Raw genomic sequence first — 26,981 nt, forward strand, 5'->3', positions numbered from 1 at the left:
ATTCGTTATAATAAGTATAGTTTAACATGACTAAGGAAAGAGAGTGAATTGATATGGATTTGACGGAACGTACGATTGACAAAACGCAAATATTTGACGGTAAGGTGATTAAGGTTGAAGAACATATCGTTACATTACCTAATGGCAAAGAAACAGTGAGAGAAGTTGTAAAACATCCAGGAGCTGTTGCGATTCTTGCTGTTAAAGATAATAAGATTCTATTTGTAGAACAATTTCGCAAGGCAATGGAGAAATGCCTGATTGAAGTCCCGGCAGGAAAGGTTGAACCAGGAGAAGAAAGAATAGAAACTGCTAGGCGTGAACTTGAAGAGGAAACTGGGTATACGCCTCTGCAATTATCACTTTTAAAAGAATTCTATGTATCTCCAGGTTTTTGTGATGAATTTATTTCGCTTTATTATACTGATACTTTAGTTCCATCTGATCTCCTATCTCCTGATGAGGATGAGTTTGTCAGTCATCATTGGCTGACATTAGATGAAGCCTTGCGCTGGATAGATGAAGGTAAGATAGAAGATGCGAAGACGATTATTGCGATATTAAATTATCAGCTCAAACTAAGAAAATAAGGTATAAATTAATTATCATTTAATAATCATTCTAATCTGAGAATAAATTTATTTGCATTAATTCTCAATTACTGATATTTTATATATATTAATCGTTACCTTTAGGAGTGAGGATATGCAGGAAAGAATTAATAGAATAAAGGAGCAGTTACATGAAGCTTCTTATAAACTAACCCCTCAAAGGGAAGCGACAGTTACTGTATTATTAGAGAATGAAGCAGATCATCTAAGTGCGGAAGATGTTTTTCTGAAAGTAAAGGAAAAATCTCCTGAAATTGGACTTGCAACGGTTTATCGGACACTAGAGCTTTTAGCTGAACTGAAAGTTGTAGATAAAATAAATTTTGGTGATGGGGTCGCACGTTTTGACCTGAGAAAAGAAGGTGCAAAACACTTCCATCACCACCTTGTGTGCATGAATTGCGGTGCGGTGGAAGAGATTGAAGAAGATTTACTTGAGGATGTTGAGAAAAAGGTTGAACGTGATTATCACTTTCAGATTATGGACCACCGTCTGACCTTTCATGGAATATGTAGAGTGTGCAGTGAAAAAGGTTTCAGAGCAGATGAACTTAATAAACGTATCAATGAATAAAGAGACTGCAGTCTCTTTTTTTTATATATTCATATAAAATATTATGGTAAACTTAATCTATAAAGAGGTGAGGATATGCAGGAAATCATAGATGAATTTTTACACTTTATTATGATTGAAAAAGGGCTGAGTGAAAATACGATTGCAGCGTACAGAAGAGATTTGAATCATTATAAGAAGTTTTTAGAAGAATCACATATTGGTTCTATAGATAATATCGATAGATTTACGATTTCATTATTTCTCGGCAAGCTAAAGGACGATGGTAAATCTTCAAAGACGCTTGCAAGAGTCACTGCATCAGTTCGAGGATTCCATCAGTTTGCACTTAGAGAAAAATATGCAGTGAAAGATCCTACAATAATTCTAGAACCTCCAAAGTTCGAAAGGAAACTTCCTGATATACTCACGGTTGAGGAAGTTGACATTTTCTTATCTTCACCGGATACTTCTAAAGTGACAGGTAGAAGGGATCAGGCAATGCTCGAACTACTATACGCAACAGGTATGCGCGTGTCAGAACTTATCAATCTTGATGTTGCGGATGTAAATACTATAATGGGATTTGTTAAAGTGACAGGTAAAGGTAATAAGGAGCGCATTGTCCCTATAGGAACACATATGATTAAGCTGATGGATGCTTATATTGCGAACACACGTCATAAGATGCTTAAGAAAGAAATGACAGATAGCTTATTTCTGAACTTCCACGGGAAGCGTATGACAAGACAGGGCTTCTGGAAGATTATGAAACAGGTTCAGGCGGAGTCAGGAATACAGAAAAAGCTGACACCTCATACGTTAAGACATTCGTTTGCGACACACCTGCTTGAAAATGGTGCAGACTTACGTGCTGTACAGGAGATGCTTGGACATGCTGATATTTCATCTACGCAGCTATATACACATATCGATACGAAACAAATTCGTGAAGTTTATAAAAATACACACCCGAGAGCATAGGAGAAATGTATGAATAAAAAAAGCGCAAGTAAAAAAAAGGTATTCAAACCACAGGAACAACGACAGATACTGAAAGCATCTGAACACAACGATGAAAAGCCTCGTAATAATATGATGCTGCTAACCTTTATTACCATGATGGCCGTTGTGTGGGGACTCGTCTATTGGCTTTTTATTGTATAATGCACTGTGTCTGGCCAAAAGGACTTCTGTTCTATCACGTTTCAAATGTTTGTGAATGATATTTTCGTGGATATCTGATGAAATGTGATGATCTTTATCACTCAATAATGAACGAACTTCTGAACGCGCTGGAAGAGTGATCTGCTTATATACTGCTGAGTTTATAAGCAGATCAATCTCGGATGTTAATCTCGCAATATCAATAAATTGTTCATAATGGGAATCAATATAAAGTTTGAGGATTCGCTTTGCTTTCGACAGTGAGCGATGTCCCCCTGTAATATTGCCACGGCGCATATGATACTGACCAGTTGCAAGTAGTATTAGACCAACTTCAAAGTCCTGCTTGGTAAATTCGGGTTTATTTTTCCAGAATTCTTCTAGTAGTTCATGACATTCGAAATAATCTCTCAGATATTCAAAATAATAGACGTACTCAGCAACAATAGTTTTCAATTTAACCACTCCAGAATATAGGTGAAATAATGTATGAAGTAAAACTGGCGTCCTTTCACGGACCACTCGATCTACTGCTACATCTTATAAAGCAGTATGAAATCGATATCTATGATATATCGATGAAGATTCTAACTGAACAATACATCAATTATATCAAAGATGTCACTGATTTAGATATCAATGTGCATGGTGATTACCTCGTAATGGCGAGTGAGTTATTGCGCATCAAAAGCAGGATGCTTCTGCCAGAAAGTACAGAAACGGTTGAAGAAACCGAGGATCCAAGAGAGGGTCTGATGAACCAGCTTATTGAGTATCAGAACTATAGAATGTTAGCAGAAATACTCAATGAAAAAAAGAAGGAAGAAGAGAAGTATTTTATTAAACGTGGGAATGATCTTTCTCGATTCGAGAAAGTTGATACCTCGTTAGAACTTGAATTGATGGATCTTATAACGGCATATTATAAGGCAAAGCAAAGACAGCACGTAGTAAAACCTACAATATCAATGGCAAGGGACACCTACTCAATTGAAGATGCAACTAAAAATATTATTGAAAATTTGCAGCAAAAGCAAAGTATTACGTTTGCTGATTTTGTAACTTTTTCCGAAACGAAGACGCAGATTGTCACCCTTTTTATGGCTTTATTAGAACTAATGAAGACGGAGACGGTAAAAATACGTCAAGAGCGTACATTTGGTGACATTTATATAGAAAGGGGCAGACGTTATAATGGTTGATAAACTGGAAATAATAACCGGATTATTGTATGCAGCTGGAGATGAGGGTGTGGATGAATCGACTTTATGTGAAGTTGTACAGCTAACACCAGTACAGATAAGTGATATGACTAGGAAATTTCACCATAGTGTATTAGAGATAAGAAAGTTAGGAGATAGTTACTTTCTTATGGCTAATGACAGTTTAACACCGTATCTACAGCACCTTGTTACACATACGAAAGAGAAGAAGCTGACCCAGGCGTCTATGGAAACTTTAGCGATTATCGCATATAATCAACCTCTAACGAGACAAGACATAGAAATTGCACGTGGAGTAAATTCCGATGGACCAGTAAAGACACTCATTGAAAAAGGACTTATTAAAGCAAATGAACAAAAAGATGCTCGAGCTAAAGTATTGGTAACAACACAGGAGTTTTTAAGAGCATTCGGCTTAAAAAGTCTGGATGAGCTTCCGATGGACGAAGAGGGGAATACAGAATCAGATGAAATTGAACGATTCTTTAAAAATTTAGAGACGGAGGATGAATTATGAATGAACAGTTAGAAAGATTGCAAAAAGTAATCGCAAAGAGTGGTGTTACATCAAGAAGGAAAGCTGAAGTGCTGATTACTGAAGGGAAAGTAACGGTAAACGGACAAACTGTGACCGAGCTCGGCACAAAAGTAAAACCAAGTGATATCATCGAAGTAGAAGGCATTCCACTAGAGAACCCAGAGAAAATTTATATTCTTTTCCATAAGCCTACAGGTGTCATCACAAGCGTTTCTGATGAAAAAGGAAGAAAGGTCGTTACAGACTATTTTCCAGGCCTCAATTTAAGAATCTTTCCAGTTGGACGTCTGGATTATGATACGTCGGGCTTACTCCTATTGACGAATGATGGAGACTTTGCAAACCAAATGACCCATCCTAAATATAAGATGAAGAAAAAATATGTTGCTAAACTAAAGGGATTTTTGTTGCGTGAACAAGTAAAGCAACTTGAAAAAGGTATTATGCTTGAAGATGGTAAAACTGCTCCTGCACTTGTAAAAGTTAAATCTCAAGATAAAGAGAAAAACACGACATTAGTTGAAATTACTATTTATGAAGGCAGAAATCGTCAAGTCCGTAGAATGTTTGCTCATTTTGGGCATGAAGTCGTTAAACTATCACGTATTGAGTATGGTCCGCTAACACTAAAAGGGTTAAATGCAGGAGATGCAAGGGAATTAACTCCCCATGAAGTTAAGACTTTAAGAAATATGGCATTAAATAAATCGTAGTCCAAAATTCACATAGTTGCCACAGACTATGTGTTTTTGCATGTTATAATAAAAATTATATTGCAAAAAGGAGAATGGGTTTATATGCAAAAATCACAGAAAAAGTGGATTCAGTATATAATAATGCTGCTGATATTAGTGGCTATCGGTTTTATATTATATGTGAGTGTTGCTAAAGATGGTGAGAAGGTTGTTAAAGTCGGAGATAAGGCACCATTATTTGAACTTAAGAATTTAGAAGGTGAAAAAGTAGCGTTAAGTGATTATAAAGGTAAAGGTGTTATTCTAAACTTCTGGGGTACATGGTGTAACCCATGTAAAGAAGAGATGCCTGATTTAAACCGCATGAACAAAATTTATCACTCTAAAGGTGTTGAAGTACTTACAGTACATGTGAAAGATTCACCACAGCAAGTAAAGCAGTTCTTTAGCGAACTGCCTGAAGAAGTAGAGTTAATGGTTGCGCTTGACGGTTCAGGAGATGTGATGAGAGCCTATAATGCAAATGACTTACCAAATACATATGTTATAGATAAAAATGGTATTATAAAGGCACACCATAAAGGGCAGATGTCACGTGTAGACATAAAAAAATATATGGATATGGTACAACCATAAAGGGGTGCAGTATTAAATGAAAGACCAATCAATTCAATGTACATGTGGACATATTAATCCGCCTGGTACACAGCTTTGTCAAAATTGTGGTCGCTTAATCAACGATAATTATGATAAGAAGAAAATTGCTGATGTAATGCGCTATGATGGACAGGCTATCCGTAGTAAGACGAAAAATAAATCATTGGCAGATAAAGTGTGGAACTTTTTCGCTTCTGTAAAGACGGGAGTTATACTACTCGTATTGACGGTAATTGCTTCTGCAATCGGTACGATGTTTCCACAGCAGTACTTTATTCCGGTTGGGGAAGATCCCTCAACCTTCTATCAGGACAAATATGGAACACTTGGACTGATTTATTATAGATTAGGCTTTGATAATCTTTATACCTCCTGGTGGTTCTTAATCTTACTTGCGCTTGTTGCATTCTCAATTATTGCAGCAAGTATCGATCGAGGTATACCACTTCATAAATCGTTGACGAGACAGACAGTAAAAAAACATCCGTCATTTTTTAAACGTCAAAGACTCACTTTGCACGATGATAGATTAGATATGTCACTCATTGAGACATTGAAGGACAATAAATATAAAGTACGTGAGGAAGCAGGTTTCATTCTTGCAGAAAAAGGAAGAATCAGTAGATATGGACCATATATCAATCATACTGGATTAATAATTCTGCTTGCTGGAGCAATGCTGCGTTTTGTACCAATGTTTTATGTAGATGAATTCGTAGGTGTCGGAGAAGGAGAGACGAAAGTTATTCCTGGTACTGAAAATCAGTATTACATAAAAAATAATCAATTTATCTTTGAACAGTATGATAAAGAATCCATGTCTAATACAAACAGTAAATCAGCTGATGCGACAATGAACAAAATCGCTAAAAACTATGAATCAAAAATTACGCTATTTGAGAATAAATCTGACTCATCAGTTATTGGTAGTAAACCAGAACTTGTAAAACTAAAAGATGATAGTATTCGCGTCAACCATCCAGTAAAGTTTGGTCAGTTTGCACTCTACCAAAATAGTTTTGATCAGTCGCAGTTAAAAACAATGATTTTTAAAGTACAAGATAAACAAGGTAAGCAAATCGGAAAAAACTTCGAGGTCGAGCTTGATAATCCGAACGATGATTACAAAATCAGTGATACGTTGAATGTGCACCTACGTAACTATGCACCTGATTTTGATAAAATTACGGAGAATGGGGCACTAGCAACAAAATCTCCTTTACCTAATAATCCAGCGTTTGTCTTTGAAGTGAATGATGGAAAAAAATCAGAATACAGCCTGCTAAAAATCCGATCATCACAAGATATATCGAAAGATAATCAGTATGACGTTAAATTTGTCAGCGCGACGAATAAAACAATAACATATTTAACGGTCAAGAAGGATCTGACACTCCCTATATTATTTGTAGGATTCACAATTTTCCTATTTGGACTTGCGATAGGGTCTTATATTAATCATCGTAGAATCTGGATTAATACGAATGAAGGGATGCTAGCAGCTCATACGAATAGAAACTACTATGGATTCAAACGCGAGATAGATACGATGTTACATAAACATCATTTACGAGAAGTAAATGATAAGTATGAGGTGGAGGATAAGAATGAATAATGAAACTTTATTAAATTTTAGTAGTACTTCTTTATACGCAGCATTTATTCTATATTTAATAGCGATTTTACCTTTTTCAGCAAGTATTAAAGCAAAATCGAAACGCTACGAAAATATGGGTATCTTATTGACAACGATTGGTTTTGTATTGCAGCTTGTCTATTTTATCACGAGATGGATTGCTGCGGGCCACGCACCAGTAAGTAATATGTATGAATTCTTGACGATGTTCGGGATTATGATGGTAGGCGGATTTCTAGTTATCAATTATATCTACCATACACCGATACTTGCACTCTTCTCTTTACCGATTGCGATGCTTGTTATCGTCTATGCAAGTATGTTTTCTAGAGAAGTATCACCGTTAATTCCAGCGTTACAGAGTAACTGGCTTGCGATACACGTTATAACTGTAACTATCAGCTATGGTATCCTTTCAGTAAGTTCGGTGGCGGGATTGATCTATCTTCTGAGATATGTTGATGCGAAAGAGAAATCTAAAGACGCATTCTGGCTTGAGGTAGTCATGTATTTCATCGTATTAGTTTTAGCATTTATATTAACAACGATTGTAATGAAAGGTATTGTTGATTATAAGGAAGAATATTTCTATCAAGACAAAAATGGCATGAATGCAGTTGCTGAATACCATTTACCAGGATTAGTTACATTCAAGGATAGTACGCCTGTTGTTAAAGTTGATGGGACGAAAGAAAACTATAAAGAAGTTAAACGCTTTGACACAGGAATCGAATTACCACCTGTAATCAATGCGCAGAAATTAAATACAGTCGTGTGGTCAATCATCATCGGTTCTATCCTTTATGGGATAATCAGGCTCATCACACGCAGAACTATTTTTTCGATAATCAAACCTTTGACTAATAAAGTTTCGTTGAGATTAATGGACGAAATTTGTTATCGCTCTGTCATCATCGGTTTTCCGTTATTTGCTCTTGGAGGATTATTATTTGCGAGTATTTGGGCACAGATTGCATGGAGTAGGTTCTGGGGCTGGGATCCTAAAGAAGTCTGGGCATTAATTACGTTCTTGTTCTATGCCATTTTCCTACATTTAAGATTAGGAAAGGGCTGGGAAGGTAAAAAATCAGCATGGCTTGCCGTTATTGGTCTCGGCATCATCTTATTTAATGTGATTGCGGTGAATCTAATCATTGCAGGTCTCCATTCCTATGCATAATGAAAGGGTGAGCATAATATGAAAGAAAAGATTTTAATAGTTGATGATGAAGATAGAATTAGAAAGCTTGCTAAGATGTATCTAGAAAGAGAAGGCTATGAAACTGTAGAAGCAGAAGATGGAGAGCGTGCGCTTGAACTAGCGCTAAGTGAAAACTTTCATTGTATCTTACTAGATATCATGCTGCCAGGTATGGATGGTATTCAAGTATGCAAACGATTACGTGAAGAGAAATCTACACCTGTTATTATGCTGACTGCAAAAGGAGAAGAGCATAATCGTGTAGAAGGCTTTGAAATTGGAGCAGACGATTATATCGTCAAACCGTTCTCTCCACGAGAGGTTGTACTACGTGTAAAGGCAATTTTAAGGCGTTCGCAATCAACAATGTTCTTACAACAGGAAGCGCATGCGAAAGATCTGATCGTTTTTGATTCACTAGTGATAGATAACGATGCACATAGAGTGCTTGCAGATAATAAGGAGGTTAATTTAACTCCAAAGGAATATGAACTATTACTTTTTCTGGCTAAGAGTCCAGATAAAGTATTTGATCGTGAGCAGCTGCTTAAGGATGTATGGCATTATGAGTTTTATGGCGATTTACGAACAGTTGATACACATGTGAAGCGATTAAGAGAAAAATTAAACAAAGTCTCACCTCATGCTGCAAATATGATTCATACAGTATGGGGCGTAGGATATAAATTTGAGGTCAGAGACTGATGAAATATATCAATAGTGTCGTCATTAAACTGTGGTTAACTATATTGTTTATAGTAACCACAGTTTTAATTATATTATCGGTTGCACTGATGAGTTTTTTTAATGCTTACTTGATGAGTGAATCCGCACATACATTAAAGCAGCAGGCAGAGAAAGTTGAACTCGTCCTTATGAGTCGGCATGACAAAAGTGATGCAATGAACTATGTGAAAGAACTGATTGAAAATCCCGCTGGACTTATATTGATTACTAATGAGCAGGATCAACATAAGACCGTTGAGGATCCATTAAAAGCATTGATGCTAAAAGAAATTCAGACGAACAAAGCATTTGATGCTGTGTATAAAAAAGATGAGACCGTTGTTCAGTCTATTGAAGTCGAATATCAAGGTAGTAAACATGAATATCTGCTCGTAGGATACCCTTCTCAGGCATTTGAATATAATGGAAGTGCAATATTTATTTATCAAGATACCAATACGATATCCGATGCTTTCAACTATATTGCAATTATCATATTTTTAGTTGCGCTCGTACTGCTAATTTTGACGACCATCTTTGCATTTTTCTTATCTACACGTATAACCAAACCATTGATTCACCTGAAGCAAGCGGCTTTTAAACTTGCACGAGGTGAGCGAAATGAGAAAATCAAGGTTCAGTCACGTGACGAAATTGGAGAACTTGCACTTGCATTTAATAAGATGGAAGAAGATATTATCTTGAATATGAACCGAATATCTTCTGAAAGAAACTTGAGAGATAGATTAATCAATGCAATGGAGGATGGTGTGCTGAGTTTCAATATGCATCTAGAGAAGCAGCTTCAAAATCCAATGGCAAAGAAATTTCTGGATGATATTAATCAACAGCAGATTGAAGCTTTAAGTGATACTGTGAATCAAGTGATGCAGTCTGAAGATACAATATATAATGAAATTACAACGAATGATAGGCACTATGTGCTTATAGTTTCTCCGGTTGATAACCCAGAAATAAAACAAGGTAACGGAGCAGTGGCTATCATTAGAGATATGACTGAAGAGAAGAAGATTGATCAAATGAAGCAGATGTTTATTGCAAATGTCTCTCACGAACTGAGAACACCGATTCAAATGCTTCAAGGATACACAGAGGCCATATTAGATGGCATTGTCAGCGAAAAGTCTGATGTGGATGAATTTTTAAATATTATTCTTGACGAATCTAAGCGTCTGAATCGTCTTGTGAATGAACTGCTGAATGTAGCTAGAATCGATGCTGGTGAACAAGTCCTGAATTTAGAAGCTACTGACATAGAGGAGCTGATAGAAAGAACTATAATGAATTTCAAACATGTGGCGGAGAAGCATGAGACAGAACTTCAAACTCATTATAGTCATCATTCTAAAGCATGGCTAGACTATGATAAGATGATTCAGGTGATCACCAATATTATTGATAACGCCCTACGCTATACTGTTGCAGGAGATGTAATCAGTATTCATACTGATGAAGACGATGAGAATCTCATCATCAGAATTTCTGATACAGGTGTGGGTATAGCGCCGGAACATATCGATAATATATTTGAACGTTTCTACAAGGTGGATCAGGCTAGAACGAGAGGTAAACATGGTACGGGATTAGGATTATTTATCGTCAAATCAATTGTAGAAGGTCATCATGGCAGTATAAATGTTGATAGCACGGTCGGCAAAGGTACAACATTTGTTATCTCAATCCCAAAAGTTGACGATACAAAGAATAACAAGTAAGATATACACTATAAAAAATATATCATTCATCTTCGGGGTCGGTGCAATTCCGAACCGGCGGTTACAGTCCGCGACCTGATCACTCAGCTGAACTGGTGAAATTCCAGTACCGACAGTACAGTCTGGATGGGAGAAGATGGAGGGTTTCCTCCTCTTTGTAAGATGGATAGAAGGAGAAGGAAATGACACAGATTAATAAGACAAAACGACTCATTACGGTGAGTCTATTAAGTGCGGTTGCTTTTTTACTCATGTTTTTAAAGTTCCCGTTACCATTTTTACCACCATATCTCACTATTGATTTAAGTGATATTCCTGCGATTATCGCACTTTTCACTGTTGGACCGTTTGGAGCGATAGGAGTTGAAGTTATTAAGAACTTGCTGAATTTCTTGATAAATATGGCTGATCCAGTTGGGCCTGTTGCAAATTTTCTTGCAGGCACATCATTGATACTTACTTTATATGCAGTGACAAAAGGGAAAAAGCACCGTTTAATTGTTGGATTTATATGCGCAACAATCGTATTGACGATGGTAATGAGTATTATGAATTATTTCGTATTATTACCGCTTTACGGTATGATAATGAATTTCAGTGATATCTCTAATAACTTAAAGGTAATTATTACAGCAGGCATCATCCCGTTTAATATTATCAAAGGTATACTCCTTGCGATATTATCAATCATATTGCTCAATGTACTGCCTAAAACAACATAAAAACAACCCGGACTATTACAGAAAATAATCTCTATTTTCTGTAATAGTCCGGGTTTGTTATATTATTCGAACTTCAGTGCGTCACCATCAAATGATTCATCAGCCACTTTGATTGAATCTGTAGGACAACCTTCAAATGCATCGATCATATCTTCTTCAAGTTCTTCAGGTATTTCCTGAGTCCCTTGGTTGTCATCTAATATTACGTATGCAATACCTTCGTCGTCGTAATCATATATATCTGGAGCTGCAGCACCACAAGCACCACAAGCAATACATGTATCCATATCAACAATTGTATATTTACCTGCCAAAATTTTCGCCTCCCACCAATTTCATGATAAAATATATAAACAATATACATAACTATTTTAGTGATTGTTTAATGGTTTTTCAACAAAAAGATTCAGGAGATGCATATGAATTCTATATCAACTTACATACGGACACATTATCGTGAAGATAAATCTATAAAAAGCCTATGGAATATTGTAACAGGAGCAAGAACACAGCAGACATATTTTGACGCATCAATGCAGCATCTGTTACCTGTTTACGAGATTGCACCTGGTTATCCTTTTGAAGCATTCACAAGTATGTTAAGCCATTATGATAAGCAACGAGAGCACATACTTTTTCCTTATTTTTATCTTGCATCTGAGATGAGTTTTGAGACGCTAAGTCTACTTATCCAGGCCTCTTCTGAAATGAGTTACGGCACAAATAGGTATGTGCCAGTCTCGAACAACCTGATTGTACAGTCCCGGGTTAAAGAAGTTATCAGGCAGGCGAAAGCTCATGACTTCAATCTTCTGCAGCTAGATTTCTTTAAACTTGTAGACTTGGTCCAAGATAAATTTAAACATAGCTATTTCGTATACAAAATAACGGGTCATGATGTACATCCAAGGAACGATGAACAATTGGCACGCTTATTGAATATTGAAACATCCCATTTGAAATTTAAGTTGTTGGCAGAGAAAAACTATATACTGCATCTGCTTCGTAATGAATCATTCCATCTATTAAATCAACTTTATTACAAGGTGCCTTTGCATAAGAATACGGCAAGAACGTACCAGCTGATTAACAGCTATTCTATCAATGAAACTGCTCGTTTGCTTCGTTTAAGAGAGCATACGATTCAGGATCATATTATTGAAATGATGATTAAAGATTATCCAGTAGAATTCTCACGTTTTATTAACGCGGATGAACTGCAGACAATTGTTAATCTTTATAGTCAGTTAACACATGGAAAGCTAAAATCATTTTATGAGCATTCAGAGGTTAAAGATTATTTCAAACTGAAGATTGGCATTGCATACGCCAGTCTGATGGAAAGGAACGATCATGTCCATTGAACATTTGTTAAATAAGCGTTTTGGGATTAGAAAGTTAAATGAGGAACAAAGGATAATAATTGATAGTATATTGAATAATGAAGATGTATTAGCACTGATGCCTACTGGAAGTGGTAAATCAATCACATTTCAGCTGCCGGTTGTATTTACCGGAGGAAGAGCACTCGTTATTACCCCATTAATCGCTTTGATGGAGGACCAGGTGATGCAGCTGAAAATGAGTAAAATTAATGCTGTAGCTATTCATGGAGGGCTGTCACGTGCAGAACTTTCGATAATTACGCATCGAATTGATAGCTATCAATTTATTTATTGTTCTCCTGAATGGTTACAAAGTGAACTTGCAGAAGCATTATTCTCTCATATAAAATTTACGCATGTTGTACTAGACGAAGCACATTGCATTTCCCAATGGGGATTCCAGTTCCGCCCTCATTACTTACTTGTGAATGAAGTGATTGATAGACATAATGCACAGGTAATCGCTCTAACAGCTACAGCAACAAAAAAGATTATACTTGATATCGAAGAGATTATCGGAAGGTCATTGAAAGTACATGACTTTCTCAAAAATAAGGACAATATGTATTTATATAAGTATGAAGTACATGAAGATGATAAGCTCAAATTTCTGCAAAAAGTACTTAGAGAGAGTGGGCCTTCTATTATCTATTTCTCATCAAAGAAGGTATGCGATGCCATATACCAAGCGCTTTCTGAAAATTTTATTGTGGATAGATATCATGCAGATATGACCTATAGTGAACGAACTGAAGTACAGAGTCGATTTATGGAAGACGAAGTACAGGTAATATGTGCAACCAGTGCTTTTGGAATGGGAATCAACAAGAAGAACATCCGTACGGTGATTCACTATCATATCCCGGCATCAATCCTTCAGTTTATTCAGGAAATTGGTCGTGCGGGAAGAGATCATCACTCTTGTCAATCGATACTCCTATATAACAATCATGATATTGCACAAGCATCAAGGCTGCTCGAATTAGATGCTATTGACACAGTTGATCTGCACAATTATGCTCTGCAAAATATTTATGATGCAGAAAAGAAAGAAAAGCTTGATATTTTTCATCGTAAGTTTGCTAACAACGTTATCGCTGATAAAATAAAGGCGCACCAATATGAGCAACAGCAGTTATTGTCAAAGATGCTTGCGTATGCGCATAGCATTAATTGCCTCCACCATGAACTTTCTGGGATGTTGAAGGCATCTTCGAATAATTCAGATGAATCTTACAGACGTAATCATTGTCATAAGTGCAAAGTGACAGAATTACAAAGATATGAAAGTATTACGAAAAGTATTCAACTGGAGCCTGTGTCATTAATTTTAGAAAGGTTATTTTTATAGCTGTAATACTTTACTAAAGCAATACTGTTTGTCTATAATAAGAATAGACTATAAATTGATGAGTGGGTGGATAAACGTGTCAAAAAATGATTTTAAAGATGAATTTGAAAAGAATAAACAGAAGATCGAAAGACAACAAGAAGAGGCAGTTGAAACTGAAGAAGTAAGTTCAGAAACATATGAAGCAAAAAAAGAAACTGAAGAAGATATTTTTCCGCCTCGTGGAGCCTCACGTCGTAGCCGTTCACAAGAAAGAAAGAAACGTGAAGACAAAGCTGACGATAACAAAGAGGAAGGTATCATTGGCGCTGGCGCTAAGAAACAGAACAAAAGAAATAATAGTAAAAAGACTGATAAACAAGTCTCGAACAGTAAAAAAGCAGCTGGTGCTGCAGGGGCAGCAGGAGCTGCTGCAAAAGTAAATAAAGCAAATGCTAAGACCATGGAAGAAGCGCCTGCAAAGGACAAACAGCAAGAAGATAAAGAGAATAGTGGACTTAAGAAATTTATTCCGCTGATTGCTGCGATTTTAATACTGTTGCCAATTATGTTGTTGCTTGCGAATTACATCAATTCTCAAAGTGATAATAAACATAATAATACCGAACAAGTAGCAACGAATGACAAGAAAACTGCTGAAGATAAAACGAACAAAACTAAGGATCAGACTGCTAAAGAGAAAGCGTCAGAAAAAGCAGCACAGGAAAAAGCAGCACAGGAAAAGACAGCTAAGGAAAAAGCAGCACAAGAAAAGGCAGCTAAGGAAAAAGTGGCAGAAGAAAAAGCGGCAGAAGAAAAAGTAGCACAAAAAGCTGCTGATGAAACAGAAGCGGCAAGATTAGCAGAAGAAAAAGCAGCACAAGAAGTTCAGGATAATGCATCGCAACCATCAGCCGCATCAAACAATGACAATCAGCAAACTCAGGCAACACACGTTGTTAATGCGAAGGAGAATCTTTACCGAATAGCGATTAAATACTATGGCAGCGGCTCTCCAGAAAATGTTGAAAAGATAAGACAGGCAAATGGGATTTCAGGCAATAATCTTTCACAAGGTCAGACGTTAGTTATACCGGAATAAAATAAAGGGGGCGGTACTATGTATTTAAAGTCAATAATGATACCTAAAGAAAAATGTTACGTTGCAAATCCAGATGACACAGTTAAGAGTGTGTTTGACAAACTTGAACACCATGGTATTGACGGGATGCCTGTTGTTGAAACAGGAAAATATATTGGCACAGCAACACGTTATAGCATTTTTAGACATTTCTTCTTTATGAAGACACCCAAACTAAGAGATGAATTCATTGAAAACACAAAGATTAAGGATATCCTTCCTCTTGATGAATATAGTGTTAAAGATGATGCGTTATTCGAAGAGTCTTTCTTAACACTACAAGATTTTCCGATTTTAAGTGTTATCAATGAACGCAACGATTTTTTAGGCGTGGTGTCACGATTTGATGTTATGGAGCAGTTTAAATCTGCATTTGGAATGAATCAAAAAGGTGTGCGCATTGCCATTACATCAATAGATGCAGAAGGGCGTATCATGCGTCTTGCTTCAGCATTGAAGAAGTATAAGTTAAATGCTATTTCTTTTGTAACGTTTGACGAAACAGATAAGATGCATCGAAGAATGATTGTTAAAGTTGAAAATAATAAAAATATTAAGAAGTTTACAAAGTATCTTAAAAACAATGGCTTTAAGATTCTCGATATACAAGAACATGACGAAATCTAGAGGGGGCTCTTTTGAGCCCTTTTTTATTTAAGAAAGGTGAAAAAAATGAAACACGTACAAAGTATTATAATTGGAGCTGGTCCATGTGGATTATCAGCAAGTATAGAGCAAAAAAAGAAAGGTATAGATAATATTATTATCGAAAAAGGGAATGTCGTTGAAGCAATCTACAATTATCCGACACACCAGACTTTTTTTTCGACGAGCGAAAAATTGAGTATCGGTGATATTCCGTTTATTGTTGAAGAACATAAGCCGCATCGAAATCAAGCACTTGTCTATTACAGAAGTGTAGTGAAATATCACGATTTAAAGATTCATTCTGGCGAAGAAGTTCTAAAAGTGGAGAAGCATGAAGACGAATTTATTATCACGACAACTAAAGCACACTATACATGTAATTACGTTACAGTTGCGACGGGTTATTATGGGCAGCCGAATACATTGGATGTGCCGGGTGCTGATTTAGATAAGGTGCAGCATTACTTCAAGGAAGCACATCCTTATTTTGATCAGGATGTGTTGATCATTGGTGGTAAAAACTCTGCAATTGACGCTGCGATCGAACTCGAAAAAGCCGGTGCACGAGTGACGGCTGTGTATCGTGGTGATACATATTCTAAGAGTGTGAAACCCTGGATACTACCTCTTTACGAATCCCTTGTTAATCATGAAAAAATTAAACTCTATTTTAATAGTCATGTAACATCTATCAATGATTCTGAAGTGATCATTCAAACCCCTGACGGAGAAATGGCAATCAAAAATGATACTGTTTTTGCGATGATTGGCTATCATCCTGATTACACTTTCTTAGGTGATATGGGGATAGCGCTCATAACGAATGAATTTGGTACAGCACCATTCTATGACAGAGAGACGATGGAGACGAATATAGACAATTTATATATCGCAGGTGTCATCGCAGCAGGAAATGACGCAAATACGATATTCATTGAAAACGGAAAATTTCATGGCGGACTGATAGCTGATGATATTATAAAAAAAGAAATACGTGGACAATAATTTGTCCACGTATTTTTAACGTTTGAAATAATCATCAAGAAGAGCGTCATTTAAACCATTACTTATTGCAACGATGAGTTTTAGACGCGCTTTCTGACCGTTAAGTCCGTTGGAGAATATGAGTCCCATCTTCTGTAGCTCATATCCCCCACCTTCGTATTGATAGTTGCCACTTGCAATACCATTGAAACATCGGGATACGATGACAATCGGGATATTTTTATCGATTAGATATTGAATGCCGTCTAATGAAGAAGGTGGCAAGTTTCCTTGTCCAAGCGCTTCTATAACAAGCCCGTCATATTCTTGATCAGCGAAGAATTTGATTAAGTTTGAATCCAGATCGCTATGGGCTTTAACGAGTCCGACTTTAATCGCTTCATTGACTTTAACAAACGGGGGATGTGTCAATGGATGATGATGGAAATAAATATTGTTTTTCGTGATGATACCGAGTGGTCCGTAGTTCGGACTTTGAAAAGTGCTTGTATTTGATGTATGGGTCTTTGTTACGTTCATAGCTGTATGAATTTCGTCATTAAACACAACAAGTACGCCTTTATTTTTGGCATCATCATGGCAAGCTGTACGTATTGCGGAGATGTAATTATACAGACCATCTGCCCCGATTTCGTTGGATGAACGCATTGCACCGGTTAAGATTACTGGAATTGAAACGTTGAGCGTCAAATCTAGAAAATATGCTGTTTCTTCGAGCGTGTCAGTGCCATGTGTGATGACGATACCATCATAGTTCTCTTCATATATTTCATTGATAATTGACTTTCTTAATATATTCATATGTTTAAGCGTTATATGGGGGGAAGGGATTTGAAATGGGTGTTTTTCGGTAATGTTTGCGATTGACTGAATGATTTCGATATTTGACATAGGGTTTGTGTCATTCGTTGTGACGACACCTTGTGCATTTTCAGACATACTGATTGTTCCACCTGTATGCATTACGAGAATATTTTTCATGTTAGTCCTCCAATATACATTGATATAGCTCTATGATAAAATAACTAAGATTAAACAACAAGGTAGGTATATAAATGAATAAGATAAATATCGCAATAGATGGACCTGCAGCAGCAGGAAAAAGTACGATTGCTAAGCGTGTTGCTGAAGCATTAAGCATGATTTATGTGGATACAGGTGCAATGTATCGTGCGATTACACTCGCACATTTAGAGCAGCCTGAAACAGAGATCGATAAGTTAGTTGATCATATAGATTTAAAGCTGGTCAATAGATCTGGTCAGCGCATTTATCTTAATGGGAGTGATGTCAGCGATAGAATTAGAGAACACGATGTTACATTGAATGTGTCCAGAATTGCTAGTATTGAAAGTGTTAGAACGAAACTTGTGAATCTTCAGCAGAATATGACTGCGAATAAAGGTGTTGTTATGGATGGGCGAGATATTGGGACGAAAGTTATTCCTGAAGCTGAACTAAAGGTGTATATGGTAGCCTCTGTAGAAGAACGTGCAGAACGTCGTTTGATTGATAATAGAAATAGAGGTATTGCCTCAACATTCGAAGAGTTGAAAAGAGATATTGAACGTCGTGATCACCTGGATATGACACGTGAAATCTCACCGCTGACAAAAGCAGAAGATGCTATTGAAATCGATACAACAGGAAAGTCAATAGAAGAAGTAACAGCGCAAATTATTGAATTAGCAAAAAGCGCAATGTAAAAAGCGTATTTCTTGACTTTCACCTCAATTTGTAAGAAGTTTATAATAACACTAGTTGTAATTTCAAGGAGGAATCCATAATGACAGAAGAATTTAACGAAGCAATGATTAAAGAAATTCAAGAAGGAGACAAAGTTAAAGGAACGGTACAAGCGATTGAAGAGAAACATGTCGTTCTTAACTTAGATGGTGCGAAATATGATGGTATCATCCCAATTAGTCAACTTTCAAGTCTACATATTGAAAACGCTGAGGAAGTCGTTCAAATTGGCGATGAAATTGAAGCATTTGTTACTAAGATTGAAGATAAAGAGGAAGATGGTCATTACATCTTATCTAAACGCCAGCTAGATGAATCTGAATCATTTGAGTCATTGAAAGAAAAGTTCGAAAATGGTGAAACGCTAGAAGCAGAAGTTAAAGAAGCTGTAAAAGGCGGTCTTGTGGTAGATGTCGGTCTTAGAGGATTCATTCCTGCATCATTAATCTCTACGAATTATATTGAAGACTTCTCAAGTTACGTTGGTCAAGTATTGACTTTAAAGATTGAAGAACTAGATCAAGAGAAGAACCGTGTTATCTTAAATCACAAAGTAATCGAGGCTGAAGAGAACAAAGTGAAAAAAGAACAGCGTCTTGATGAAATTGAAGTGGGCTCTGTAATCGAAGGCGAAGTTTTACGTATTACAAACTTTGGAGCTTTCGTAGATATCGGTGAAGTAGATGGACTTGTGCATATCTCTCAGATCACGCATGACCATATCGATAAGGTTGAAGATGCGCTATCCATCGGTGATAAAGTAAAGGTTAAAGTATTAAGCGTAGATAAAGAAGCAGAACGCGTTTCTTTATCGATGAAAGCTGCTTTACCTGGCCCATTTGAAACGATTGAAGAGAAGTTTAGTATTGGAGACATCATTGATGGAGAAGTTGTTCGTCTAGCAAACTTTGGAGCTTTCGTTGAAATTGATAAAGGATTACAAGGCCTTGTGCATATTTCTCAAATTAGTCACGACCATATCGGTAATCCGTCAGAAGTGCTTGAACCAGGTCAAAAGGTTAAAGTGAAGATTCTGGACATTAATAAAGAAGAGAAACGTATTGGACTTTCTATTAAAGCGACTCAAGAACAAGTAGAAGATTTTGATACTACATACTTGAGCAATGATTCAAATCAAGAGAATCAAGATGCACCGACACTTGGTGATGTGTTTGGAGACAAACTTAAAAATTTAAATCTTTAATAGAGTTCAAAGGAGACAATGGCGCTTGCCTTGTCTCTTTTTTTTAAATATTAATAAATGATAAACTATGTTAAAATAATAGGGATATTATTTGAGAGGATAGATAAAATGACAAAACCAACGATAGCGATTGTAGGTCGTGCAAATGTAGGGAAATCTACAATTTTTAATAGAATCGTCGGGGAACGTGTTTCGATTGTAGAAGACACACCCGGAGTTACAAGAGATAGAATTTATTCGAGCGGAGAATGGTTGACACATGAATTCAATATAATAGATACAGGTGGGATTGAACTGGGTGATGAGCCTTTCCAGGAGCAGATTCGTGCTCAGGCAGAAATTGCGATTGAGGAAGCGGATGTTATCATCTTTATGGTGAATGGGCGTGACGGAATTACGAATGAAGACGATTTCGTTGCAAAACTATTATTTAAATCAAGCAAGCCTGTTGTACTAGGTGTCAATAAAATTGATAATCCCGAAATGCGTGCAGATATATACGAATTCTACTCATTGGGATTTGGGGAACCTTTTCCGATTTCTGGATCACATGGTCTAGGTATCGGTGACTTACTGGATGAAGCGGCAAAGCACTTTCCTGAGCAGCAGGAAGAAGATTATGATGATGATGTTATCAAATTCTCGCTAATAGGAAGACCTAATGTGGGGAAATCGAGTTTAATCAATGCAATCCTTGGTGAAGAGCGTGTTATCGTATCACCCGTTGCAGGTACAACACGAGATGCAATAGATACGGTATACACTTTCGAGAACCAGGAATATGTGATGATTGATACAGCTGGAATGCGTAAAAAAGGTAAGGTATATGAGGCAACGGAACGTTATTCTGTATTGCGTGCCTTAAAAGCAATCGAACGTTCGAACGTCGTGCTGGTTGTTATCGATGCTGAAGAAGGTATTATTGAACAGGATAAGAAGATTGCTGGATATGCCCATGAAGCAGGTAAAGCTATTGTTATCGTTGTAAACAAATGGGACACTGTTGAAAAAGACTCGAAAACGATGAAGAAGTTTGAAGATAAAGTGCGTGAAAACTTCCAGTTCTTAGATTATGCGCCGATTGCCTTTGTTTCTGCAAAGGAGCGCAAACGTCTGAATACATTGTTCCCGCTAATTAATATGGCAGGGGAGAACCATCGTAAACGAGTTCAAAGCAGTACGCTAAATGAAGTGATCACTGATGCTGTTGCGATGAATCCAACACCGACCCATAAGGGCAGTCGATTAAACATCTTCTATACGACACAAGTTGCGATTGAACCACCGACTTTTGTATTCTTCGTCAATGATGTTGAGATGATGCATTTCTCATATCAAAGATTTTTAGAGAACAGAATTCGTGCAGCCTTTGGATTCGAAGGAACACCATTACATTTAATTGCAAGAAAGAGAAATTAGGAGTGATTGTATGCTACAAGTTTCAGTAATCGGAACAGGTTCATGGGGTACCGCACTAGCGAATGTACTTTCAGAGAATCGACATGACGTTTTAATGTGGGGGAAGACTCAGGCTACCGTTAACGAAATCAACACACATCATACGAATGCAAAGTATCTTAAAGACACTCAGCTGCACCATGCACTGAAAGCAACTTCAAATATTCAGCAAGCAGTACTGCATGCTAAGATAATCATAATAGCTGTTCCTACGAAAGCAATTCGTTCGGTAATGCAGCAGATTAATGAGGTTGCGAATGAAAAGAAAGTTTTTATTCATGTTTCTAAAGGGATAGAGCCCACAACATTTAAAAGAATCTCTGAAATGATAACTGAAGAGATGGATCCTGAGAAGTTTCAAGGTGTCGGTGTTCTGAGTGGGCCGAGTCATGCTGAAGAACTTGCGCTTAAGCACCCCACAACGGTTGCTGTAGCAAGTGACGATAAACAGATTAGGCAGATTGCACAAGATATTTTTATGAATTCGTATTTTAGAATCTATACAAATGATGACCTGATTGGTGTCGAAATTGGAGGTGCGCTTAAGAATATTATCGCACTTGCAGCTGGAATCACAGATGGCCTTGGCTATGGAGACAATGCTAAAGCAGCCTTGATGACACGTGGTCTCGCTGAAATCACACGCCTTGGAACGAAGATGGGGGCAGATCCATTAACATTTCTTGGTCTTGCAGGGATCGGTGATCTGATTGTGACATGTACATCAGTACATTCACGAAACTGGAAGTGTGGTAATATGCTTGGTAAAGGTGCTTCGCTCGATGAAGCGCTGGCACAAATGGGTATGGTCGTCGAAGGGGTCCGTACGACACAAGCTGCAAACGAAATGGCGCAGGCATTTGGAGTTGAGATGCCAATTACACAATCATTATATAAGCTGTTGTTTGAAGGTCTTGATGTCAATGAAGGAGTTAAGAATCTGATGAACAGAGAAAAAACGAACGAATAGAGGTAGACTATGTTTAATATTTCTAGAATGGATTTAATGTGGGTATCATTTTATTCGCTTGGGCTAATGCTTCTTGCAATGATGCTTATATATATCGCAAGGTTTAAGATTGCTAATAAACCATTGAATATGATTGTTACGTTTCTTGCATATGCAGCATTACTTATAAGTGCACTGCTCATGTTTGTCGTGTTAGGTGGTTCTAGTCATGCGTAAATCTTTATTATTATTACTGGTTTCTATGCTGCTCGGTGGGTGTATGTATCCTAAAGAAGAGCTTGAACAAAATCAAGTCGCACCTCAAGATCAGCTGAACATGGTTCAAAATGCTGTTGAAAGTTATCAGAAGGATACCGGTGGATTACTGCCACTGAAAGATAGGGATCAGACTTATGAAATCTATTTGAAGCATCCAATTGATTTTGGAAAGTTAAAACCAAAATATCTTTCGCAGTTACCAGGATCATCATTTGAAATGGGTGGCTATTATCAGTATGTGATGATGGACGTAGATAAAAACCCTAAGGTGATGCTTATAGATCTTAGAACATCAGATACTTTAAAAAATTTAAGAATTCGACTTGAAACGAAATCGAATGAATTGGCTTTAGGAAAGAAGATAGGCCCAAACCTTTATAAGATCGACTATAAGAAATACGGTCTTGATCAATATCCGACAGTGAAGAGCCCTTATTCAGGTGAGGCATTACCTATCTATATCAACGGGGGTAACGAATTTAAGATAGATTACTCCCTTGATCTAGGTCGTGCATTACAGAAACATAAGGTAAAACAAGGGGAGGATATCCGATATATTCTCTATCAGGACAATCCAATATTACCTGCTTATTCAGTACCTTATACTGTAGATGATAAGAATGAACCCGTTTTCAAAACCGTACAACGTTAAAAAAATGTTGATAATATACAATAACCGTTGCAGTGACAGCGTTTATTGTGTTAAAGTCATAACAGAATGATATTTTATATCATTTACATAATGTTGGGGAGGTGAATTGACATGAATAAAACAGATTTAATCAATGCAGTTTCTGATAGTGCAAACTTAACTAAGAAAGAAGCAGGTTTAGCAGTTGATGCTGTTTTCGAATCAATTCAAAAATCACTATCTAATGGTGAGAAGGTACAATTAATTGGTTTCGGTAACTTTGAAGTTCGCGAACGTGCTGCACGTAAAGGACGTAATCCGCAAACTGGTGATGAGATTGAAATCCCAGCAAGCAAAGTTCCAGCATTCAAAGCTGGTAAAGCATTAAAAGATGCAGTAAAATAATTGCATCTAAAGCCCACTATGGGCTTTTTTTATTTGTTCTTATACCATTTTTTATGAATTATCGTTATAATAATGGAAGGACAAAAATTGAGGTATGGCAATGAAATATTTAGTTAACCTAGAAAATCAGATTAAAGAGCTAAAAAAACGATATACTTATTTTCAGATGATCAACTTTGAGCAGGAAATCATCGATATTGTCAGCAATCTTAAAGTAGATGACAACGTCAAAAGTGCAATCGTTGTTATTGATACAAGTATGCGTATGCAAAGTGTAATCAATGACGGTAATAAGGACAGGCTCGTGCTATCTACCGACATATTAAGTGCATTGTTTTATCGTTATTTATCACAGCCGTTTTTACAAGATGACTTTAAAGTTTTAACGCGATGTGTCACGCGTATTAATGAATTGAAAGAATTGCGATTAACCATAACTGAACAAGATAGATTAACAGAAATAGATCAGGAAATTCATTATATGTTTGTACAACCTTATATGAATGATGAGAAAGTGGTGGCTTATGAGTAAACAGCTAAATGGACAAGAAAAAAGTGAATTAGTGCATGATGTTTTTCAAAATGTATCAACGAAATATGATCGACTAAACGATATAATAAGTTTCAATCAGCACAAATCATGGCGTAAATATACGATGAAACAGATGAAGGTTAAAAAAGGTGCAAAAGCGCTGGATGTATGCTGTGGTACAGGAGACTGGACAATACAGATGTCTCAGGCAGTAGGTAGTCATGGCCACGTTACAGGCTTGGATTTCAGTGACAACATGTTAAGTGTCGCACATAAAAAAACGGATCATATTGCTAATATTAATCTTATTCATGGTAATGCGATGGATTTACCATTCGAAGACAATACATTTGACTATACGACAATTGGTTTTGGATTACGTAATCTGCCGGATTATAAGAAAGGCTTAGAAGAAATGTATCGTGTATTAAAACCTGGAGGAATGATTGTAGTCTTAGAAACAAGTCATCCGACGATGCCAGTATTTAAACAAGGATATAAGCTGTATTTTAAATACATTATGCCTTTCTTTGGTAAAGTTTTCGCGAAATCAATGAAAGAATACAGCTGGTTACAGCAAAGTGCATTTGAATTCCCGGATAAATACACGTTAGCGCATTTAATGGCTGAAACAGGCTTTACAGATATTAAATTCAAAGGCTTTACAGGTGGCGTAAGCGCGATGCATCTCGCATACAAACCAAAAGAAAACTAGAATGGATGATTGCTGTGAGTTATAAAGCATTTTTACAACCATATATATATGAAGTCGAACAGAGATTACAGACGTTAATTCAAAGTGAATCTACAGTGATCACCAATGCCTCTATGCATATATTAAATTCTGGCGGTAAACGCGTGAGACCGATGTTTGTATTGTTAAGCGGATTTCTAGCTAAGGGTGAAAAAGAACATTTGATTCGTACAGCTGTATCGCTGGAACTTATACATATGGCAAGCCTTGTTCATGACGATTATATAGATAATAGTGATAAACGTAGAGGCAATACTTCTGTGCATATGGCTTTTAACAAGGACACAGCAATTCGAACAGGACATTTCTTATTGGCTCGCGCATTAGAGAATATTGCAGAAATTAATGATTCACAGTATCATCAAATATTCAGTAAAACAATATTAGAAGTTTGTTTCGGTGAATTTGATCAGATGGCAGATCGCTTTAACTATCCGATTACATTCACCGAGTATTTAAGACGCATTAATCGTAAGACTGCAATTCTCATTGAAGCAAGCTGTCATCTGGGGGCTGTGAGTACGAATCTTGATTCATATACAACCTATCATGTTAAGCAGTTCGGGCACTGCATTGGTATGAGCTACCAGATTATCGATGATATCCTGGATTATACAAGTGACGAAGTGACACTCGGTAAACCGGTCGGAAGTGACATCCGAAATGGACACGTCACCTACCCGCTTATAGCAGCGATTGATGTATTAAATCAGCATGAAGATTACAGACTGGAACAAAGCGTAATGCAATTACAGCAATCTTCAGATGAAGCGGTATTTGATTATATCATTGAACAGGTGAAACGATATGGTGTACATTCTTCGGAAGTACTGAGCAGAAAATACGGTGATAAAGCGAAATTTCATCTAGATCAACTGCCAGACAGTAACATCAAAAGCTATTTAATACAAATTCATGAAAAAATGTTGAAACGTATCTATTAGCAATTGCAAGAAATCGCTTACAATGTTAAACTGTTTAAGGATTTACTAAATTAAAAGAGGTAGGGATAACCATGGAAAAAACATTTTTAATGATTAAACCTGACGGTGTAGGTCGCGGTCTTATCGGAGAAATCGTAAGACGTATTGAAAACAAAGGCATCAAAGTTGTAGGTGCTAAATTAATGACAGTGTCAGAGGATTTAGCTAAAACACATTACGGTGAGCATAGCGAAAAACCATTCTTCGGCGAATTAGTGGAGTTTATTACTTCAGGACCTGTATTTGCAATGGTACTTGAAGGTGACAACGTTGTTGAAATCGGACGTACATTAGTGGGTAAAACAAACCCTGCTGAAAGTGCTCCTGGAACAATTCGTGGAGACTTTGGTATGACTGTTGGTAAAAACATCATCCATGGTTCAGATTCCGTTGCATCAGCTGACAAAGAAATCGCATTATGGTTTAAAGAAGAAGAAATTCTATCCTATGACTTAGTGACATCTGCTTGGGTGTACTAATCAATTAACAGCAACACAAATATTATAGCTATAGGCTTTTGATAAGCTTATGGCTATTTTTAGTATATAAATGATGAAAAAAAGGGCAGAAAAAGGGCGAGAATACTCTATTGTATGATTGGCTAATTAAATATAATATATAGATAACAAATCAATATATAAGGAGTAAATATGATTAACTTAAATATTAAGAATATCGGTAAAATTAGAAATGTTGACATAAACATAGATGGAATAACTGTTGTTGGTGCGAAAAATGATAGTGGGAAAAGTACAATTTCTAAAGTACTAGGTACCACGTTTATTAGCATGAATAAATATAAAGATAAATTTCAGATGTATAGAATAAAAAATATACAACAAATTACAAATAGAATAATTGATTTACTCGAAAATACATTAATCGATAACAGTATAAATATAAATGAATTACCAATCGATTTACGTGAATTAATTGATTTTGAAGATGGAGGAATATTTAACTTCAGAACCTTTAGAAGGTTAAATAAAAAAAGCTTTAAAGATGGTTTAGAAATATATTTAAATGCATTAAATAGTTTATATGATGAACTAAAAGAGTATATTAC

32 protein-coding genes and 1 riboswitch are annotated in these 26,981 nt (G+C 36.6%); of the genes, 29 read left to right on the forward strand and 3 right to left on the reverse strand.

Annotated features, from left to right (window positions below; translation table 11 throughout):
• The first annotated feature begins 53 nt into the window (after positions 1 to 53).
• The 3 genes from CD152_RS02585 to xerD all read left to right on the forward strand — a co-directional run bounded on the left by CD152_RS02585 (position 54) and on the right by xerD (position 2,148).
• Entirely contained in the window at positions 54 to 590 is a 537-nt protein-coding gene (locus tag CD152_RS02585) for an NUDIX hydrolase (protein WP_101140848.1), read from the forward strand.
• Positions 591 to 705: 115 nt separating this feature from the next.
• Complete coding sequence (gene fur / locus CD152_RS02590; RefSeq protein ID WP_012657052.1) at positions 706 to 1,185, forward strand: ferric iron uptake transcriptional regulator; 480 nt, start codon at positions 706 to 708, stop codon at positions 1,183 to 1,185.
• 75 nt (positions 1,186 to 1,260) lie between these two features.
• Complete coding sequence (gene xerD / locus CD152_RS02595; RefSeq protein ID WP_099483064.1) at positions 1,261 to 2,148, forward strand: site-specific tyrosine recombinase XerD; 888 nt, start codon at positions 1,261 to 1,263, stop codon at positions 2,146 to 2,148.
• Positions 2,149 to 2,268: 120 nt separating this feature from the next.
• Here the strand turns inward: xerD and CD152_RS02600 are convergent, their stop codons facing one another.
• Positions 2,269 to 2,787: a DUF309 domain-containing protein gene (locus CD152_RS02600; protein ID WP_157819656.1), complete on the reverse strand. Its 519-nt coding sequence runs from the start codon at positions 2,785 to 2,787 to the stop codon at positions 2,269 to 2,271.
• A 29-nt stretch (positions 2,788 to 2,816) separates the two neighbouring features.
• Between CD152_RS02600 and CD152_RS02605 the strand changes: the two genes are divergently transcribed.
• From CD152_RS02605 to CD152_RS02645, 9 genes are all read left to right on the forward strand, one after another.
• Positions 2,817 to 3,533 (forward strand): segregation and condensation protein A, encoded by a 717-nt coding sequence (locus CD152_RS02605; RefSeq protein ID WP_101140849.1) that lies wholly within the window; start codon positions 2,817 to 2,819, stop codon positions 3,531 to 3,533.
• A complete protein-coding gene (scpB, locus tag CD152_RS02610; RefSeq protein WP_012657048.1) occupies positions 3,526 to 4,071 on the forward strand; it encodes an SMC-Scp complex subunit ScpB in 546 nt (181 codons plus the stop codon). The genes CD152_RS02605 and scpB overlap by 8 nt, the downstream gene beginning before the upstream one ends.
• Positions 4,068 to 4,805: a pseudouridine synthase gene (locus tag CD152_RS02615; RefSeq protein ID WP_012657047.1), complete on the forward strand. Its 738-nt coding sequence runs from the start codon at positions 4,068 to 4,070 to the stop codon at positions 4,803 to 4,805. The genes scpB and CD152_RS02615 overlap by 4 nt, the downstream gene beginning before the upstream one ends.
• A gap of 84 nt (positions 4,806 to 4,889) precedes the next feature.
• Entirely contained in the window at positions 4,890 to 5,423 is a 534-nt protein-coding gene (resA, locus tag CD152_RS02620) for a thiol-disulfide oxidoreductase ResA (protein WP_101142401.1), read from the forward strand.
• Between the two features lie 16 nt (positions 5,424 to 5,439).
• A complete protein-coding gene (resB, locus tag CD152_RS02625) occupies positions 5,440 to 7,059 on the forward strand; it encodes a cytochrome c biogenesis protein ResB (protein WP_101140851.1) in 1,620 nt (539 codons plus the stop codon).
• Complete coding sequence (ccsB, locus tag CD152_RS02630) at positions 7,052 to 8,260, forward strand: c-type cytochrome biogenesis protein CcsB (RefSeq protein ID WP_041636012.1); 1,209 nt, start codon at positions 7,052 to 7,054, stop codon at positions 8,258 to 8,260. Before resB ends, ccsB begins: the two co-directional genes overlap by 8 nt.
• A gap of 18 nt (positions 8,261 to 8,278) precedes the next feature.
• Positions 8,279 to 8,986, forward strand: coding sequence for a response regulator transcription factor (locus CD152_RS02635; RefSeq protein WP_012657043.1), 708 nt, complete (start codon positions 8,279 to 8,281; stop codon positions 8,984 to 8,986).
• Positions 8,986 to 10,743, forward strand: coding sequence for an ATP-binding protein (locus CD152_RS02640; protein WP_103214349.1), 1,758 nt, complete (start codon positions 8,986 to 8,988; stop codon positions 10,741 to 10,743). The genes CD152_RS02635 and CD152_RS02640 overlap by 1 nt, the downstream gene beginning before the upstream one ends.
• A 24-nt stretch (positions 10,744 to 10,767) precedes the next feature.
• A riboswitch (FMN riboswitch) is annotated at positions 10,768 to 10,885 on the forward strand.
• A 49-nt stretch (positions 10,886 to 10,934) separates the two neighbouring features.
• Positions 10,935 to 11,465: an ECF transporter S component gene (locus tag CD152_RS02645; RefSeq protein ID WP_232237511.1), complete on the forward strand. Its 531-nt coding sequence runs from the start codon at positions 10,935 to 10,937 to the stop codon at positions 11,463 to 11,465.
• A gap of 62 nt (positions 11,466 to 11,527) precedes the next feature.
• Here the strand turns inward: CD152_RS02645 and CD152_RS02650 are convergent, their stop codons facing one another.
• Positions 11,528 to 11,752 (reverse strand): ferredoxin, encoded by a 225-nt coding sequence (locus tag CD152_RS02650; protein ID WP_041636407.1) that lies wholly within the window; start codon positions 11,750 to 11,752, stop codon positions 11,528 to 11,530.
• A gap of 132 nt (positions 11,753 to 11,884) precedes the next feature.
• Here CD152_RS02650 and CD152_RS02655 point away from each other — a divergent pair, with 132 nt between their 5' ends.
• The 5 genes from CD152_RS02655 to CD152_RS02675 all read left to right on the forward strand — a co-directional run bounded on the left by CD152_RS02655 (position 11,885) and on the right by CD152_RS02675 (position 16,974).
• Positions 11,885 to 12,829 carry a helix-turn-helix domain-containing protein gene (locus CD152_RS02655; protein ID WP_157820981.1) on the forward strand — a complete coding sequence of 315 codons (945 nt, stop codon included), beginning with the start codon at positions 11,885 to 11,887 and terminating at the stop codon, positions 12,827 to 12,829.
• Positions 12,819 to 14,201: a RecQ family ATP-dependent DNA helicase gene (locus tag CD152_RS02660; RefSeq protein WP_101140855.1), complete on the forward strand. Its 1,383-nt coding sequence runs from the start codon at positions 12,819 to 12,821 to the stop codon at positions 14,199 to 14,201. The genes CD152_RS02655 and CD152_RS02660 overlap by 11 nt, the downstream gene beginning before the upstream one ends.
• Before the next feature lie 76 nt (positions 14,202 to 14,277).
• Positions 14,278 to 15,282 (forward strand): LysM peptidoglycan-binding domain-containing protein, encoded by a 1,005-nt coding sequence (locus CD152_RS02665; protein WP_169926148.1) that lies wholly within the window; start codon positions 14,278 to 14,280, stop codon positions 15,280 to 15,282.
• Positions 15,283 to 15,300: 18 nt separating this feature from the next.
• Positions 15,301 to 15,948, forward strand: a complete 648-nt coding sequence (locus CD152_RS02670; RefSeq protein ID WP_103214351.1) for a CBS domain-containing protein — start codon at positions 15,301 to 15,303, stop codon at positions 15,946 to 15,948.
• A gap of 45 nt (positions 15,949 to 15,993) precedes the next feature.
• Positions 15,994 to 16,974, forward strand: coding sequence for a YpdA family putative bacillithiol disulfide reductase (locus tag CD152_RS02675; RefSeq protein ID WP_101140857.1), 981 nt, complete (start codon positions 15,994 to 15,996; stop codon positions 16,972 to 16,974).
• A gap of 15 nt (positions 16,975 to 16,989) precedes the next feature.
• Here CD152_RS02675 and CD152_RS02680 read toward each other — a convergent pair whose 3' ends face one another.
• On the reverse strand, positions 16,990 to 17,955 hold the full coding sequence (locus CD152_RS02680) for an asparaginase (protein ID WP_101140858.1): 966 nt from the start codon (positions 17,953 to 17,955) through the stop codon (positions 16,990 to 16,992).
• 74 nt (positions 17,956 to 18,029) lie between these two features.
• Between CD152_RS02680 and cmk the strand changes: the two genes are divergently transcribed.
• The 12 genes from cmk to CD152_RS02740 all read left to right on the forward strand — a co-directional run.
• Positions 18,030 to 18,680 carry a (d)CMP kinase gene (gene cmk / locus CD152_RS02685; RefSeq protein WP_012657033.1) on the forward strand — a complete coding sequence of 217 codons (651 nt, stop codon included), beginning with the start codon at positions 18,030 to 18,032 and terminating at the stop codon, positions 18,678 to 18,680.
• An 80-nt stretch (positions 18,681 to 18,760) separates the two neighbouring features.
• Positions 18,761 to 19,924: a 30S ribosomal protein S1 gene (gene rpsA, locus CD152_RS02690; protein WP_101140859.1), complete on the forward strand. Its 1,164-nt coding sequence runs from the start codon at positions 18,761 to 18,763 to the stop codon at positions 19,922 to 19,924.
• A 108-nt stretch (positions 19,925 to 20,032) separates the two neighbouring features.
• Entirely contained in the window at positions 20,033 to 21,343 is a 1,311-nt protein-coding gene (gene der, locus CD152_RS02695) for a ribosome biogenesis GTPase Der (RefSeq protein ID WP_012657031.1), read from the forward strand.
• 10 nt (positions 21,344 to 21,353) lie between these two features.
• Positions 21,354 to 22,352 (forward strand): NAD(P)H-dependent glycerol-3-phosphate dehydrogenase, encoded by a 999-nt coding sequence (locus CD152_RS02700; protein WP_103214352.1) that lies wholly within the window; start codon positions 21,354 to 21,356, stop codon positions 22,350 to 22,352.
• A gap of 9 nt (positions 22,353 to 22,361) precedes the next feature.
• Positions 22,362 to 22,568, forward strand: a complete 207-nt coding sequence (locus CD152_RS02705; protein ID WP_050742437.1) for a DUF2768 family protein — start codon at positions 22,362 to 22,364, stop codon at positions 22,566 to 22,568.
• Complete coding sequence (locus tag CD152_RS02710; protein WP_232237457.1) at positions 22,561 to 23,262, forward strand: hypothetical protein; 702 nt, start codon at positions 22,561 to 22,563, stop codon at positions 23,260 to 23,262. Before CD152_RS02705 ends, CD152_RS02710 begins: the two co-directional genes overlap by 8 nt.
• 111 nt (positions 23,263 to 23,373) lie before the next feature.
• Positions 23,374 to 23,646, forward strand: a complete 273-nt coding sequence (locus tag CD152_RS02715) for an HU family DNA-binding protein (RefSeq protein ID WP_041636009.1) — start codon at positions 23,374 to 23,376, stop codon at positions 23,644 to 23,646.
• A 100-nt stretch (positions 23,647 to 23,746) separates the two neighbouring features.
• Positions 23,747 to 24,178: a hexaprenyl-diphosphate synthase small subunit gene (gene hexs-a, locus CD152_RS02720; protein WP_086038740.1), complete on the forward strand. Its 432-nt coding sequence runs from the start codon at positions 23,747 to 23,749 to the stop codon at positions 24,176 to 24,178.
• A complete protein-coding gene (locus tag CD152_RS02725; RefSeq protein WP_103214353.1) occupies positions 24,171 to 24,893 on the forward strand; it encodes a demethylmenaquinone methyltransferase in 723 nt (240 codons plus the stop codon). The genes hexs-a and CD152_RS02725 overlap by 8 nt, the downstream gene beginning before the upstream one ends.
• A 5-nt stretch (positions 24,894 to 24,898) precedes the next feature.
• Positions 24,899 to 25,876, forward strand: a complete 978-nt coding sequence (hexs-b, locus tag CD152_RS02730; RefSeq protein ID WP_012657026.1) for a hexaprenyl-diphosphate synthase large subunit — start codon at positions 24,899 to 24,901, stop codon at positions 25,874 to 25,876.
• A gap of 71 nt (positions 25,877 to 25,947) precedes the next feature.
• The gene (gene ndk / locus CD152_RS02735) at positions 25,948 to 26,394 is read left to right on the forward strand and encodes a nucleoside-diphosphate kinase (RefSeq protein ID WP_103214354.1); all 447 of its coding nucleotides are present in this window, start codon (positions 25,948 to 25,950) and stop codon (positions 26,392 to 26,394) included.
• A 171-nt stretch (positions 26,395 to 26,565) separates the two neighbouring features.
• A partial coding sequence (locus CD152_RS02740) for a hypothetical protein (RefSeq protein WP_205757037.1) occupies positions 26,566 to 26,981 on the forward strand: 416 nt, incomplete at its 3' end.

It is taken from the genome of Macrococcoides caseolyticum, assembly GCF_002902665.1.
GTDB lineage: Bacteria > Bacillota > Bacilli > Staphylococcales > Staphylococcaceae > Macrococcoides > Macrococcoides caseolyticum.